This window comes from Paraburkholderia caffeinilytica, from assembly GCF_003368325.1.
Classification (GTDB): domain Bacteria; phylum Pseudomonadota; class Gammaproteobacteria; order Burkholderiales; family Burkholderiaceae; genus Paraburkholderia; species Paraburkholderia caffeinilytica.
Genome location: NZ_CP031467.1, coordinates 3,984,181 through 3,997,441, shown reverse-complemented (window position 1 = coordinate 3,997,441; position 13,261 = coordinate 3,984,181). Strand labels below are relative to the sequence as shown.

13 protein-coding genes are annotated in these 13,261 nt (G+C 63.9%); 2 read left to right on the top strand and 11 right to left on the bottom strand.

Features of this window, described 5'->3' with window-relative positions; genetic code table 11:
- The first annotated feature begins 151 nt into the window (after positions 1–151).
- Positions 152–1,117 carry a LysR family transcriptional regulator gene (locus DSC91_RS34160; RefSeq protein ID WP_115782889.1) on the top strand — a complete coding sequence of 322 codons (966 nt, stop codon included), beginning with the start codon at positions 152–154 and terminating at the stop codon, positions 1,115–1,117.
- On the opposite strand, the gene DSC91_RS34155 is transcribed toward DSC91_RS34160, so the two are convergent.
- A complete protein-coding gene (locus DSC91_RS34155) occupies positions 1,093–2,361 on the bottom strand; it encodes a cytochrome P450 (RefSeq protein WP_115782888.1) in 1,269 nt (422 codons plus the stop codon). The two genes, DSC91_RS34160 and DSC91_RS34155, sit on opposite strands and share 25 nt — an antisense overlap.
- A 319-nt stretch (positions 2,362–2,680) precedes the next feature.
- On the opposite strand from DSC91_RS34155, the gene serB reads away from it, so the two are divergent.
- Positions 2,681–3,520, top strand: a complete 840-nt coding sequence (gene serB, locus DSC91_RS34150; RefSeq protein ID WP_115782887.1) for a phosphoserine phosphatase SerB — start codon at positions 2,681–2,683, stop codon at positions 3,518–3,520.
- 50 nt (positions 3,521–3,570) lie between these two features.
- Here the strand turns inward: serB and DSC91_RS38585 are convergent, their stop codons facing one another.
- The 10 genes from DSC91_RS38585 to DSC91_RS34105 all read right to left on the bottom strand — a co-directional run bounded on the left by DSC91_RS38585 (position 3,571) and on the right by DSC91_RS34105 (position 13,147).
- The gene (locus tag DSC91_RS38585) at positions 3,571–3,702 is read right to left on the bottom strand and encodes a hypothetical protein (RefSeq protein ID WP_268238793.1); all 132 of its coding nucleotides are present in this window, start codon (positions 3,700–3,702) and stop codon (positions 3,571–3,573) included.
- 49 nt (positions 3,703–3,751) lie between these two features.
- Complete coding sequence (locus tag DSC91_RS34145) at positions 3,752–4,201, bottom strand: hypothetical protein (RefSeq protein ID WP_115782886.1); 450 nt, start codon at positions 4,199–4,201, stop codon at positions 3,752–3,754.
- Between the two features lie 178 nt (positions 4,202–4,379).
- Positions 4,380–5,564: a cystathionine beta-lyase gene (locus tag DSC91_RS34140; protein ID WP_115782885.1), complete on the bottom strand. Its 1,185-nt coding sequence runs from the start codon at positions 5,562–5,564 to the stop codon at positions 4,380–4,382.
- 14 nt (positions 5,565–5,578) lie between these two features.
- On the bottom strand, positions 5,579–6,286 hold the full coding sequence (locus DSC91_RS34135) for a hypothetical protein (RefSeq protein WP_115782884.1): 708 nt from the start codon (positions 6,284–6,286) through the stop codon (positions 5,579–5,581).
- 125 nt (positions 6,287–6,411) lie between these two features.
- The gene (gene bktB, locus DSC91_RS34130; RefSeq protein WP_115782883.1) at positions 6,412–7,596 is read right to left on the bottom strand and encodes a beta-ketothiolase BktB; all 1,185 of its coding nucleotides are present in this window, start codon (positions 7,594–7,596) and stop codon (positions 6,412–6,414) included.
- A gap of 75 nt (positions 7,597–7,671) precedes the next feature.
- Positions 7,672–8,700: a sugar kinase gene (locus DSC91_RS34125; protein WP_268238794.1), complete on the bottom strand. Its 1,029-nt coding sequence runs from the start codon at positions 8,698–8,700 to the stop codon at positions 7,672–7,674.
- A gap of 3 nt (positions 8,701–8,703) precedes the next feature.
- A complete protein-coding gene (gene rimO, locus DSC91_RS34120; protein WP_115782882.1) occupies positions 8,704–10,095 on the bottom strand; it encodes a 30S ribosomal protein S12 methylthiotransferase RimO in 1,392 nt (463 codons plus the stop codon).
- A gap of 117 nt (positions 10,096–10,212) precedes the next feature.
- On the bottom strand, positions 10,213–11,265 hold the full coding sequence (locus DSC91_RS34115) for a tRNA dihydrouridine synthase (RefSeq protein WP_115782881.1): 1,053 nt from the start codon (positions 11,263–11,265) through the stop codon (positions 10,213–10,215).
- A gap of 390 nt (positions 11,266–11,655) precedes the next feature.
- Complete coding sequence (phaR, locus tag DSC91_RS34110; protein ID WP_115782880.1) at positions 11,656–12,273, bottom strand: polyhydroxyalkanoate synthesis repressor PhaR; 618 nt, start codon at positions 12,271–12,273, stop codon at positions 11,656–11,658.
- A 133-nt stretch (positions 12,274–12,406) separates the two neighbouring features.
- Positions 12,407–13,147 carry a 3-ketoacyl-ACP reductase gene (locus tag DSC91_RS34105; RefSeq protein ID WP_054039485.1) on the bottom strand — a complete coding sequence of 247 codons (741 nt, stop codon included), beginning with the start codon at positions 13,145–13,147 and terminating at the stop codon, positions 12,407–12,409.
- Positions 13,148–13,261 lie beyond the last annotated feature (114 nt).

Below are 13,261 nucleotides of genomic sequence, written 5' to 3'. Positions count from 1 at the left end.
TCTTTCGGATGAGGTTGGGGAAACCGGCGATCGGTACCGGCGGCGCTTGGCGCCGTGAGGGGATATCGACCGCATTGACGTCATCCTAAGGGGGTTCTTATTCTCAAAAAACCATCATAATGGCTGAAACATCTTTTTGAATTTCAGAAGAATGAGCCATCCTGCCGATTCTGTGGAACCTGCTTTGAAACCCTCGTCCGGCGACCGGGAACGACTCGATCTGCTCGACGTCGCCCTGTTCGTGCGGGCCGCCCTGCTCGCGAATGTATCGGCGGCCGGGCGCGAATTCGGCCTGTCGGCGGCGGTGGCGAGTTCGCGCATCGCACAGCTGGAAAGGCTCCTCGGCGCGCGTCTGCTGCATCGGACCACCCGCCGCATCAGTCTCACGCAGGACGGCGAGGTGTTCATGGCACGTGCCCGGGCGCTGCTCGACGCGGCCGATGCCGCACGCGCCTCGGTAGGCCGCGCGCAGGCCGAGCCGCAGGGACGCTTGCGGGTGTCGATGCCGTCGTCGTTCGGGCGTCAGCACGTGTCACCCGTAATCAGCGAATTTCTGCGGCGCTATCCCGGCGTGAGCGTCGATTTGCGGCTGACGGATCAGATGGTCGATCTGGTCGACGCGGGTATCGACGTGGCGATCCGCGTCGGCGTGCTCAAGGATTCGTCGCTGGTGGCGCGGCGCCTGGCCGTGAACCGTCGCGTGCTGTGCGCGGCGCCCGCGTATCTCGCCACGCGTGGCACGCCGCACCATCCTTCGGACCTCGCCCAGCACGAGTGCATCATCCTGTCAGACCAGCGCGACTGGGCATTCGTGACGCCGGCCGGACCACTCACGGTGCGCGTGAGCGGACGCCTCGTCGTCGACAACGGCGAAGTCATCCGCGACGCCTTGCTGGCCGGTTTCGGCATCGCGCTCAAGTCGACCTGGGACGTAGCGCCGTATCTGCGCAGCGGCGAGCTCGTGAGCGTGCTCGACACCTACCCGCTCGCGGAGCAGGTGGCGATCTGGGCGGTCTATCCGAGCCGTGCGTTCGTGCCGCCGAAGACGCTCGCCTTCATCGAGTTCCTCGGCGCGCATTTCGGCGATCCGCCTTATTGGGACGCTGAACCGGAATGAGCCGGCTCGACCTCGACCGGGACTTCTGCAAAGCCGCGAAATCGCACCCGTCCGCCGCGCGTTGGTTCGCCGTCGAGCCGGTACGCCGGAAAGCGCTGCACGAAGCGCCCTATGGCGATGCGCGCCTCGAGTCGCGCGAGCGACAACCCCGCGCACTGGTGAATGCCGAAGCCGAACGCCAGATGCCGGTTCGGATCGCGGCGGATATCGAAACGGTCCGGTTCCGCGAACTGCTCCGGGTCGCGATTGGCCGCGCCGATGCACAGCGTGACGGGCGTACCGCGTGCCATCGCGACGCCGCCGATCTGCGTGTCGACGGTTGCCATCCGGTTGCCCAGCTGATTCGAACTCTCGAACCGCAAACACTCTTCGACCGCCGATTCGATCAGCGACGGTTCGCGCAGTAACGCGGCGCGCTGCTCCGGCCAGGCAGCGAGCGTAACGAGGCCGTTGCCGATCAGATTCGTGGTGGTCTCATGCCCGGCGTTCAGGATGAAGATGCAGTTTTGCAGCAGCTCCGTTTCCGACAACTGCTCGCCGCTCAGCTCTCCCAGCTCGCCTTGGATCAGGCGCGTCAGCACATCGTGCTGCGGATCGCCGGGATCGCGCCGGCGCCGCGCCACCAGATCGCGCAAATAGTCGGCGAATTCACTGACCGCTCGGTTGCCCCGTTCGAGTTGCGCGGCGCTCAGCGACGGCTCCAGCGCGCCGAGTATCGCCAACGACCAGTCGCGCAAAGGCGCGCGCTCAGCGTGCGGCACGTCCAGCAAATTGCCGATGATCTCGACTGGGATCGCCGACGCAAACGCATCGATCAGATCGATGCGGCCACGCGCGGCGGCGGCATCGAGCAAGCCATCGACGAGGCGGATCAAGCCAGGCTCCATGGCCGCGATCGCTCGCGCCGTCAGCGCGCCGGCGATCAGCTTGCGCACCCGCGTGTGACGCGGCGGGTCGTTGAAAACCAGACTGGTGGTGTGATGGCTGTAGAGCGGCGAGTCGCCGTACTTCGGCTTGAATTCGACGGTTTTGTCGGAACTGAAGGTCTTCGGGTCGCGGTAGACCGCCTGCACATCGCGAAAACGCGTCAGGAACAGCGAGCCGTCCGGCATGCGTTTGACCGGTTCATGAGCGCGCAGCGCGTGGTAGACCGGGTACGGATCGGCATGGAACGCGGGGCTCAGCTGGCGCAGATCGAAGTCGCGCGCAAGGATGGACGCGTCGCTGGCGGTCGCGGGGGTCATTGCTTGTCTCCGTGGTGGTGCGCCCCGTCGCATGTGCCAATGCATGCCGTGTCCGGTGTGCCGCCCACAGCATGGGCGCGGCGGACTCGACGGACTCCGTGGCTGCGGGGCGTCGTTCGAAGCGCCAGTATGACGCGGGCGCTCGATGGTTGCACGGTGGATTGCCGAGCGGATTACGCGTGGGGAAGCATGTTGGATTCGTGGGCGGGGGCCGTTTGCCGTTTGCCCCTCTTCAGGACGCGTGGCGCCGAACCGTTACAATGATGGAATTTTCCGCGCGCGTCGTGCGCCCGTCCTTTTCCGCGTCAATGCGTCGTCCATGAACCTCGTCATCCAAAGCACCGCGCCCCTCTCCGCCGACCACCACAAAACGCTCGTCGCGCTCGCGCGCGGTTCGCACGCCGCTATCATCGACGCGAACGCGATTCGCATCGCCGACGCGAACATTGCGCAGCGCGCCGACCTCGAGGTCTATTGCGGCACGCATGAACTGGACTACGCGTTTGTCGAACCCGGCCGCCAGTTGCGTGACTTCGGCCTCGTCGCGATGGACATGGATTCGACGCTGATCACGATCGAGTGCATCGATGAAATCGCCGACTTCTGCGGGCTGAAAGCAGAAGTCGCCGCAATCACCGAAGCGTCGATGCGCGGCGAAATCAAGGACTTCAACGAGAGTCTGACGCGCCGCGTGGCACTGCTCAAGGGACTCGACGCCAGCGCGCTTGAACGCGTTTATGAAGAGCGGCTGCAACTCTCGCCGGGCGCCGAACGAATGCTGGCCGCCGCGCAAGCGGCGGGATTGAAAACACTGCTTGTATCCGGCGGATTCACGTTCTTCACTGAAAAACTGAAAGCCCGGCTTGGCCTCGATTTCACGCGCGCGAACACGCTCGAAATCGTGGATGGAAAGTTGACCGGCAACGTAGTTGGCGAGATCGTCAACGCCGACGTGAAAGCCCGCACGTTGCGCGAGACCTGCGCCCACCTGGGTATCGAGCCGACCCGCGCGATTGCCATGGGCGATGGTTCGAACGATTTGAAAATGATGGCCGCGGCGGGACTCTCCGTAGCATTCCGCGCGAAGCCGGTAGTGCGCGAAGCAGCCAGCGTGGCGTTCAACCACGTTGGGCTGGATGGGTTGCTGCGATTGTTCTGAAGTTCAACCTGCGCTGGCCGACGCAATGGCGGCCAGCGCAAACATGAGCGCTATTTGTTCAGAAAGGTTATCAGGAACACCACGGACATGTAGACCGCAACGGCGCCTGTCACGACGTTCGACCACTTCACAACGCGAGCGAAATTTTCGTCAGATTCCAGAAACGTAAATAGTTTGTTCATGAGCGCCTCCTTAAGCTAGTCAGTATAATTGCTGTGCTATCTAAAAAAACTAAATCAAGCACACGTGTAGGATTGCAAATAGAACTGCAGCGACGGATGTTGTAAAAATCGAAGCGCCGATTGCCACGGGCGACAATGAACCTGCAACGAACGGTGTCTGCCCATTGCTGGCGATGGGGGCCGCCCGCTCGCGATGGGTATTGACAAGGGCCGACATCACGACAATGGAACAGGAAAACGCCAGCATGCAGAATCCAACAATGGCAGACTCCAGGGTCGCTACCACGCCACTTCCCCGCTCCAGCGCGGTCACTGCCTCATAGACCGCAGCCGCACACAGCCCGATCGCACACCAGAGCAGTTGGCCGTCTTTCACCGATGCGGCGATCAACGTCTTCGCGACGCGCCAGCCGTGCGTGGGTGCGACGAGCGCTAGCGTAAAGATCGGGCCGGCAATCGGCACGCCAAGATTCAGCAATGTCCAGAAAAACAGATTCATCGAAGCTCACCATTGTGCGTTGATCGTTAGTCATGATGCGCACCATCGTAGCGTCGAGATCCGGCGTCGACCATTCAGCCGAATGGTTAGGCTTACTGGCTATATTGACAAAACAAAAAGCCCATCGTGAACTCGTCACGATGGGCTTTCCAGACCTTCGGCAATCCAGCTCAGGCGCTTAACCCAGCGCTTCCAGACACTGCTCGATATCCGCGCGCAGATCGGCTTCTTCTTCCAGACCGATATAGAACCGCACCAACGTACCGCGATACGGCCATTGACCTTCCGTGCGCATCGAGGCGACGTCGTACGGCATCGCGAGGCTATGCGCTCCGCCCCAGCTCCAGCCCAGCGAAAACAGCTCGAGCGACTCGCAGAACGTATCGATTTGCGCGGCGCTGTAACGTGCGTCGAACACGACGGAGAACAGCCCACCCGCGCCGGTAAAGTCGCGCTTGAAAAACTCATGCCCTGGACAGTCGGGCAACGCCGGGTGCAGGACCGCGGCAATTTCCGGACGCGTCTTCAGCCATGTGGCAAGGCTGAGCGCCGCGCGGTCATGTTGTTCGAAGCGCAGCCGCATGGTCGGCAGACTGCGCAGGATCAGCGAACAGTCGTCCGACGATACGCCGATACCCATGCGCATGCGCGCCGCCTTCAGCTTCACATGCAACTCGCGATCGACGGTAATCGTCGCGCCCATCAGCACATCGCCACCGCCAGACTGGTACTTGGTCAATGCCTGCACGGAGATATCGACACCGTGGTCGAATGGCCGGAAACCGAGCCCGGCCGACCAGGTGTTGTCGATCGCCGTGACGACGTTTCGCGCGCGCGCCACCGCCGTGATAGCGGGTATATCGGGCACTTCCATCGTGACCGAACCGGGGGCTTCGAGCCAGATCAAACGCGTATTCGGCTGGATCAGATCCGCGATACCCGCGCCGATCATCGGATCGTAGTAGCGCGCGGTGATGTCGAAATCGCGTGCCAGCCAGTCGCCGTGATCGCGGTTCGGCGAGTAGACGTTATCGGGAATCAGCACGTCGTCGCCGGCCTTCACGAGGCCGAAGTACACGTTCGAAATCGACGACAACCCCGACGGCTGCAACAACGCATGGTTGCCACCTTCGATGGTGGCAAGCCGCTGCGCCAACGCGAGCGAAGTCGGCGTGGCGTGCAGGCCGTAGCGCCATTGCGCGTCGTTTTTCCAGTCGAGCGCGCGCATCGTCGCCAGATCGGGGAACACGACGGTCGAAGCGCGCGTAACCGGCGTCGAGAACGACTCGAAGCCCGGCGTGAGCTGGTCTTCGTGACGCACGACGCGGGTTTGCAGGCTGCGTTTGAGTTTGGATTGAGTCATGGTGTAGATAGACGTTACTCGCCGATTTGCAGGTTGCTCACGCCGCCAACCGCTTGACCACTGCTTGTCGCCGAGGCCGGCGCTGCTGCCCCGCCGGCGGACGACTGCGGGGCGACCGCCGGCTTGCTGGCCGCCGCGCCTGCACCGGCACCCGCAGAGGCCGCCGGCACAGCCTGTCCCGCCGCCAGTGGCTTCAGATCGAACGGCTGCGGGTCGGAATCGTCGACGTTCATCCGGTCGCCCGCCACCGAACCGTCAGCGGCAAACTTGCCCACCCAGTTGCCGGTGATATGCGTGCCGTCGTTCGACTCCTCGACTTCGAGCGTGTCGCCGTCGCGGTCACCCGCAATCAGGATCACCTCACCGGTATCGGCGTACTGGTATTCGCCGTGCACGCCGGCCGGGTCGTCGGTTTTCGCGCCGAGTCGCAGCACGATCTGACGCGAGCCCAGCATGCCGGCATAGCGCGGAAACTTCGCGAATTCGGGGCTCGGCTTGAGCGGCAATTGAATCGGCGGGGGCGCCGCCAGCTCCTTCACCGCGTCGCTTTGCGCCCATGCCTGCACGGGCAGCAGCGCCCCGGCGCCGGCGCACAGCAATGCGGCCACGCTCACTACGCTCCGGAGGAAGTCCCCCGCCCCAGAAAAAATCCCCTTGGGGGATTCGAGGACCGCCCGACCGCGCCGACGCGTCGCACCCTTCATCGCATTCGATTCCTGCATCCGCTCTTTCCTTGTTGCCTGTTACTGCTCGATACCAGTTTGCCAACCGCATGCCCAAGGGCCTCGTTCGGCGGGGAAAAGCCCCCTTGCGTCGCCCCGCCTCAGCCTCGGCCTCAGCGCCGAACTCAGATCCGCTCGAAGATCGCCGCGATGCCCTGCCCGCCGCCGATACACATCGTCACCAGCGCGTAGCGGCCGCCAACCCGCTGCAACTCATACAACGCCTTGACGGTGATCAGGGCGCCGGTTGCGCCGATGGGGTGGCCGAGCGAAATACCCGAGCCGTTCGGATTGACCTTGGCCGGATCGAGGCCGAGCTCCTTGCTCACCGCGCACGCCTGAGCGGCAAACGCTTCGTTCGCTTCGATCACATCCAGATCGGCGACCGTCAGGCCGGCGCGCTCGAGTGCCTTGCGCGTTGCCGGCACCGGACCGATACCCATGTAGGCCGGATCGACACCCGCATGCGCGTACGAAACCAGCCGCGCCAGCGGCTTGATGCCACGCTTTTCAGCGACACCGCGCTCCATCAGCACGACCGCCGCGGCGGCGTCGTTGATGCCCGACGCGTTGCCGGCCGTCACCGTGCCGTTCTCCTTCGCGAACACCGGCTTCAACTTGGAGAAGTCTTCGGCCGTCGCGTTCATCCGCGTGTGCTCATCCGTATCGAACACGACGTCGCCTTTCTTCGACGGAATGGTGATCGGCAGGATCTGGTCCTTGAAGTAGCCGTTCGTGATCGCATTGGCCGCACGGCGATGCGATTCGAGCGCGAGCGCGTCCTGCGTTTCGCGCGAAATTTCGTATTTGCGGGCGACGTTCTCGGCGGTCACGCCCATATGGATCGACTGGAACGGGTCGTTCAGCGCGCCGACCATCATGTCGACGAGGCGCGCGTCGCCCATGCGCTGACCGAAGCGCGCGGCCGGCATGGAATACGGCGCGCGGCTCATGTTTTCCGCACCGCCGCCGATCGCGATGTCGGCATCGCCGAGCAGCACGCTTTGCGCGGCCGAGACGATGGCCTGCAAGCCCGAGCCGCACAGACGGTTGACGGTCAACGCAGGCGCATGTTGCGCGACGCCGCCGTTGATCGCGGCCACGCGGGCCAGATACATGTCTTTCGGTTCGGTATGCACGACGTTGCCGAACACCACATGGCCCACTTCGTCGCCCGACACATTTGCGCGCGCCAGCGCTTCACGCACGACACGCGCGCCCAGATCCGTCGGCGGAAAATCCTTCAGGCTGCCGCCAAAACCGCCGATCGCCGTACGTACGCCGCCTACCACCACTACGTCTCGTTGCATCGCCCGCTCCTCTTTAGTCTCTCAGGATAATCTTGCCCTGGCGGGCTGCGGGGTGCGCCTTGCAGCGCGTTGCCGTCAGCCTGGCAGGATGTGTTCGACCGTCGCCCGCGAAGGGATCGGCGCAACTGCGCCGTAACCTTGCGTGGACAGTGCCGCGGCAACGTTCGCATACCGCGCCGCTTGAAACGGATCGTCACCCGCGACGATCCGCGCGATGAACGCGCCGCCGAAGCAATCCCCGGCGCCGGTCGCATCGACCGCGTTGACGACGTGGCCCGGCACGACGCGCCGCTCGTCCGGCGTGGCGATGTACGAGCCTTCCTTGCCGAGCTTGAGCGCCACGACACGCGGACCGTGCGACAGCAGGAAATCGACGATCTCGTCGCGGCCCGTCAGGCCGGTGAGTTCAGTGACGTCGTCCCAGCTCGGCAGACAGATGTCGGTTTGACGGATGGCTTCGAGCATCACCGCGCGCGCTCTTGCCAGCGGCCAGAGCTTCAAGCGCAGATTGGTGTCGAAGCTCACGCGCACGCCGTTCGCTCGCGCATGCCCGATCGCCGCCAATGCCGCATCGCAGGCGCTCACGCTGATCGCGAGACTGATGCCGGACAGGTGGATGACTTTGGCTGCTGCGATCGCGTCGAGCGGTAAATCTTGCGGCGCGTAGCGGCTCGCGGCCGAACCCGCGCGCAGATAGTCGAACGCGTGACCGGCAGGACCGTGCGAAACGAAATAGACGCCGGTGGGCGCGTGCGGATCGACGCGCACGAGCGACGTGTCCACCTGCTCGCGCTCCCACAGATCGATCAACAAACGCCCGAAATGGTCGCTGCCGACGGCCGAGACGAAACCCGTCTTCGCGCCCTGCCGTGCCGCCGCGATGCAGAAGTTCGACGTATCCCCGCCGAAGCCTTGCAGATAGTTCGGCTGATCTTTGACCGACTGGTTGAATTCGATCATCGCCTCGCCAAGCGCGAGGATTTGTGGGCGCCGGGCTTCCGGGCGCCGGGCATCCGGGCGCCGGGCTTCCGGGCGCCGGGCATCCGGAGCTTGAGCGGCGGCCGGGGTCCGGCCTTCCGGCGTGCCGGCTATGCTCACCGTCATCGCCTAGACCTCGCCCCACAGGTCGTGGCCATCGGCGCCGGTGATCTTCACCGAGACGAAATCGCCGACCTTGTAACGCTTTGACGCCTTGGTGGCCGGCGCGATATACACGACGCCGTCGATCTCGGGCGCATCCGCCGCGGTGCGGCCGATGCCACCGTCGGCGTTGATCTCGTCGACCAGCACTTTCAGCGTCTTGCCGACCTTCTTCGCGATCCGTCTGGCCGACACTTCTTCGGCGACTTCCATGAAACGCGCGCGGCGTTCTTCACGCACTTCGTCGGGCAACGCACCGTCGAGCTCGTTGGCGCTCGCGCCTTCGACCGGCGAATAGGCAAAGCAGCCGACCCGATCCAGTTCCGCCTCGCGGATGAAATCGAGCAGCGTCTGGAATTGCTCTTCAGTCTCGCCCGGGAAGCCGGCGATGAACGTGCTGCGGATCGTCAGATCGGGGCACATTTCACGCCACGCCTTCACGCGCTCCATCACCTTCTCGGCGTTGGCCGGACGCTTCATGCGCTTCAACACTTCCGGATGCGCATGCTGGAACGGCACATCCAGATACGGCAGCACATGGCCCTTGAACGGACCCGCTGCCATCATCGGAATGACTTCATCGACGCTCGGATACGGATACACGTAGTGCAAACGCACCCAGGCGCCGTACTGCGCCGCGAGTTCGCCGAGCGCGCCGACCAGATCGGTCATGCGCGTCTTGATCGGCTTGCCGTTCCAGAAACCGGTGCGGTATTTGACGTCGACGCCGTATGCGCTCGTGTCCTGCGAAATCACCAGCAGTTCCTTCACGCCGGACTTGAACAGGTTCTCCGCCTCGAGCATCACTTCGGCGACCGGGCGCGACACGAGATCGCCGCGCATCGACGGGATGATGCAGAACGTGCAGCGGTGATTGCAGCCTTCGGAAATCTTGAGGTAGGCGTAGTGACGCGGCGTGAGCTTCACGCCGGCGGCCGGCACCAGGTCGATGAACGGATCGTGCGGCTTCGGCAGATGATTGTGCACCGCCTGCATCACTTCGCCGACCGCGTGCGGGCCGGTCACGGCCAGCACCTTCGGATGCACTTCTTCGATCAGATTCGAACCGCTCGCGCTCTGCTTGGCGCCGAGGCAGCCCGTGACGATCACCTTGCCGTTTTCGCTGAGCGCTTCGCCGATCGCGTCGAGGCTTTCCTGCACCGCTTCGTCGATGAAGCCGCAAGTGTTGACGACGACGAGGTCCGCGCCGTCGTAAGTGCCGGAGATCTCGTAGCCTTCGGCGCGCAGCTGCGTGATGATCTGCTCGGAGTCGACAAGCGCTTTAGGACAGCCGAGGCTGACGAAACCGACCTTCGGGGTCGAAGGGGTCGGCACGGCTGGGGAAATGGTCTGCGACATAGGGTGGGTCCGGCGTATAGCGGTGACGATGGCGACAAATGGGGACGGTGCGGCAAGGCCAGGGGTCCGATGGTCGGACACACCACAGCCCGGACAACGTCCAGCGCACGCAACCCTTTATTGTACCGCGCCGGCGACCGTGCAGTCGGCCTGGCGGCCTGGCGTTGCCGGATCGGACAAACCGGGGGCCGCGTATCGATGTGCCGGCATCAAGCCACTGAATGCCTGGGCGCGCTCGATCACGTCCAGAATGTCGCGCGAATCGTGCAGGCGCCGGATGGCTGCGTGCAGATCGGCCGCCAGCGGCCACGTCCGTTTCAGATAGCTGAGCCACATTTTGACGCGTCCATGCTCATGGCGTGCTGCGACACGAGCTTGCAATTTCTTCAGGTAGTCAGCAAGCAAACCCAGCACGGCCGGCCATTCCTCGCCGGAAGGCGTCCGCTCCATCAGTCCGCGTATGCGCGCAGCCAGAAAAGGATCCGACACGGCGCCCCGCCCGATCATCACGTCCGCGCAGCCGCTGACCGCCCGGCATCGCTCCCAGTCGGCCACCGTCCAGACTTCTCCGTTGGCGGTGACCGGCACATCCACGGCGTCGTCGATGCGCGCGATCCAGTCCCAGTGAGCCGGCGGACGGTAGCCATGGTCGCGCGTTCTGGCATGCACGACGAGGGAGGCCGCGCCGCCTTCCGCCAGTGCCGTGGCGCAGTCGATTGCGAGCGAGGTATCGGACACCCCGAGCCGCATTTTTGCCGTCACGGCGATGCCGGCAGGCACCGCGGCGCGAACGGAAGAGACAATCCGGTTCAGCTGTTCAGGATGCGCGAGCAACATCGCGCCGCCCCCGTGCCGGTTGACGATCCTGGCAGGACAGCCGAAGTTCAGATCGAGTCCATGCGGCGACAACCTGGCCGCCTGGGCCGCATTCAGCGCCATCCATTCAGGATCGCTGCCGAGCAGCTGGATCACCATCGGCGTGCCGAAGGGCGTGCGGCCGCCGTGGAGAACTTCAGGCGTATCCCGCTCGTAGACACGCTCGGGAAGCACCGAACCCGTCACCCTGACGAATTCGGACACGCAGCCGTCGAATCCGCCCGTGCTGGTCAGCACGTCGCGCAACACGTAGTCCGCAAGCCCTTCCATGGGCGCAAGAAACAGCCGGCTCATGTGAGAACGGTGCCTAAGCTGCTTTTGCGAATCTTGCGGTCAGCCAAAGCTGACACAGCCGGCCCTCGGAATCGAAGGTATGGAGGTGGTCGGGAAACGGGTCTGCGGCATAGGCGGGGCGGGGATACATCGGTGACGACGGTGGCAAATGGGGACGGCGCTGCATCGCCTGAGGGTGGTGGGATCATGAGGGTCACGAGGGCCGCAACCCACGGCAGCGCCAGCGCATGCAACCCGCGATTGTACCGCGCCCGCCCGCTTGCACACGGCAGCGCCCGCCCCGGGCCCACCGTGGCCGTACCCGGCGCCCCAGGCGCCACGGGCACGCCACCGCGCCGCAGCCGCGCGGCCGCCGCGCAACGATGCGCTCGCCGCGCCGGCGTCGTGCCGTTACTTCTTCTCCGGCTCCGGATTGGTTTGCGGATTGGCCGGCGTGGCCGGTCCTCCGGCCGCATTCACCGGCCCGCCTGGCGTGAACGGGAAAGTGGCGAACATCGACTTCGCCTGGTTCTGCATCTGTTCCTGCATCTGCACGAACATGTTCTTCGACTGCTCGATGTAGCTGGTCATCATGCCCTGCATCATCGGCGCCTGCATGTTCATGAATTGCGACCAGACTTCGGGGTTCATCGCCTTGCCTTCGTACAGATTCTTCGACTGGTCGGCGAGCTTCGCCTGAATGTCGATGAAGGCCTGGATGTTCTTCTCCAGATACGTGCCCATCATGCCTTGCATGGCATGGCCGTAGAACCGGATGATCTGCGACAGCATCGACGACGAGAACATCGGCAGGCCGCCGCTCTCCTCTTCGAGAATGATCTGCAAGAGGATGGCGCGCGTCAGATCCTCGTTGCTCTTCGCATCGATGACCTTGAAATCCTCCTGATCCAGCACGAGCTGCTTGACGTCCGTCAGCGTGATGTACGTGCTTGTCTCGGTATCGTAGAGCCGGCGATTCGGATACTTCTTGATCAATCGTTCGGCTGTTTTCTTTGTAGTAGTGGTCATGTAACGCCTTTGAGCGCGAGTTGAGCGCGGAAACGGCGTCATGCCGGCGCACAATCGGGCAATTGTGCTACCGGGACGCCGCCGGAACCATCTGAGCCAAAGCGCGCTGCCTTGTGAGCGGCGCGCCGGTGACTCAGCCCATATGCAAACCACCGTTCAGCGAAAAATCCGCGCCCGTGGAGAAACCCGATTCGTCCGAGGCAAGCCATGCCACGATCGAGCCGATTTCCTGCGGCTGGCCGAGACGGCGCACCGGGATCGTCGCAACGATCTTTTCCAGCACGTCCGGGCGGATCGACTTGACCATATCGGTGCCGATGTAGCCGGGCGACACGGTGTTGACCGTCACGCCCTTGGTGGCCACTTCCTGCGCCAGCGACATCGTGAAGCCGTGAATACCGGCCTTCGCGGTCGAGTAGTTGGTCTGGCCGAACTGCCCCTTCTGGCCGTTCACCGACGAAATGTTGATGACGCGCCCGAAGCCACGCTCGACCATGCCGTCGATCACCTGCTTGGTGACGTTGAAGAGGCTGGTCAGGTTGGTGTCGATCACCGCCGTCCAGTCTTCGTGCGTCATCTTGCGGAACACGACGTCGCGCGTGATACCGGCATTGTTCACCAGCACGTCGATCTCGCCGACTTCGGCCTTGACCTTGTCGAACGCCGCCTTGGTCGATTCCCAATCGCCGACATTGCCTTCGGACGCAATGAAATCGTAGCCAAGCGCCTTCTGCTCTTCGAGCCACTTCACGCGGCGCGGCGAGTTCGGGCCACAGCCTGCGACTACCTTGAAGCCCTCTTTGTGCAGCCGCTGGCAAATGCTGGTGCCGATGCCACCCATCCCGCCCGTTACGTACGCAATTCGCTGTGTCATAAACTACACTCCGTTTTTCGTTTTCGAGGTGCCGACCGGCTGCCTCTTCCCTCGCCTGTGCTTCATCTCCGCTGCCGCCGGGCGACCGGCCGACGAGGCCATTGCTCGCCACGC

What these genes read in the sequence shown, in the direction of transcription:
- DSC91_RS34160 (WP_115782889.1), top strand. Translation starts at nt 152, where the DNA reads ATGAGCCATCCTGCCGATTCTGTGGAACCTGCTTTGAAACCCTCGTCC.
- DSC91_RS34155 (WP_115782888.1), bottom strand. Translation starts at nt 2,361, where the DNA reads ATGACCCCCGCGACCGCCAGCGACGCGTCCATCCTTGCGCGCGACTTC.
- serB (WP_115782887.1), top strand. Translation starts at nt 2,681, where the DNA reads ATGAACCTCGTCATCCAAAGCACCGCGCCCCTCTCCGCCGACCACCAC.
- DSC91_RS38585 (WP_268238793.1), bottom strand. Translation starts at nt 3,702, where the DNA reads ATGAACAAACTATTTACGTTTCTGGAATCTGACGAAAATTTCGCTCGC.
- DSC91_RS34145 (WP_115782886.1), bottom strand. Translation starts at nt 4,201, where the DNA reads ATGAATCTGTTTTTCTGGACATTGCTGAATCTTGGCGTGCCGATTGCC.
- DSC91_RS34140 (WP_115782885.1), bottom strand. Translation starts at nt 5,564, where the DNA reads ATGACTCAATCCAAACTCAAACGCAGCCTGCAAACCCGCGTCGTGCGT.
- DSC91_RS34135 (WP_115782884.1), bottom strand. Translation starts at nt 6,286, where the DNA reads ATGCAGGAATCGAATGCGATGAAGGGTGCGACGCGTCGGCGCGGTCGG.
- bktB (WP_115782883.1), bottom strand. Translation starts at nt 7,596, where the DNA reads ATGCAACGAGACGTAGTGGTGGTAGGCGGCGTACGTACGGCGATCGGC.
- DSC91_RS34125 (WP_268238794.1), bottom strand. Translation starts at nt 8,700, where the DNA reads ATGACGGTGAGCATAGCCGGCACGCCGGAAGGCCGGACCCCGGCCGCC.
- rimO (WP_115782882.1), bottom strand. Translation starts at nt 10,095, where the DNA reads ATGTCGCAGACCATTTCCCCAGCCGTGCCGACCCCTTCGACCCCGAAG.
- DSC91_RS34115 (WP_115782881.1), bottom strand. Translation starts at nt 11,265, where the DNA reads ATGAGCCGGCTGTTTCTTGCGCCCATGGAAGGGCTTGCGGACTACGTG.
- phaR (WP_115782880.1), bottom strand. Translation starts at nt 12,273, where the DNA reads ATGACCACTACTACAAAGAAAACAGCCGAACGATTGATCAAGAAGTAT.
- DSC91_RS34105 (WP_054039485.1), bottom strand. Translation starts at nt 13,147, where the DNA reads ATGACACAGCGAATTGCGTACGTAACGGGCGGGATGGGTGGCATCGGC.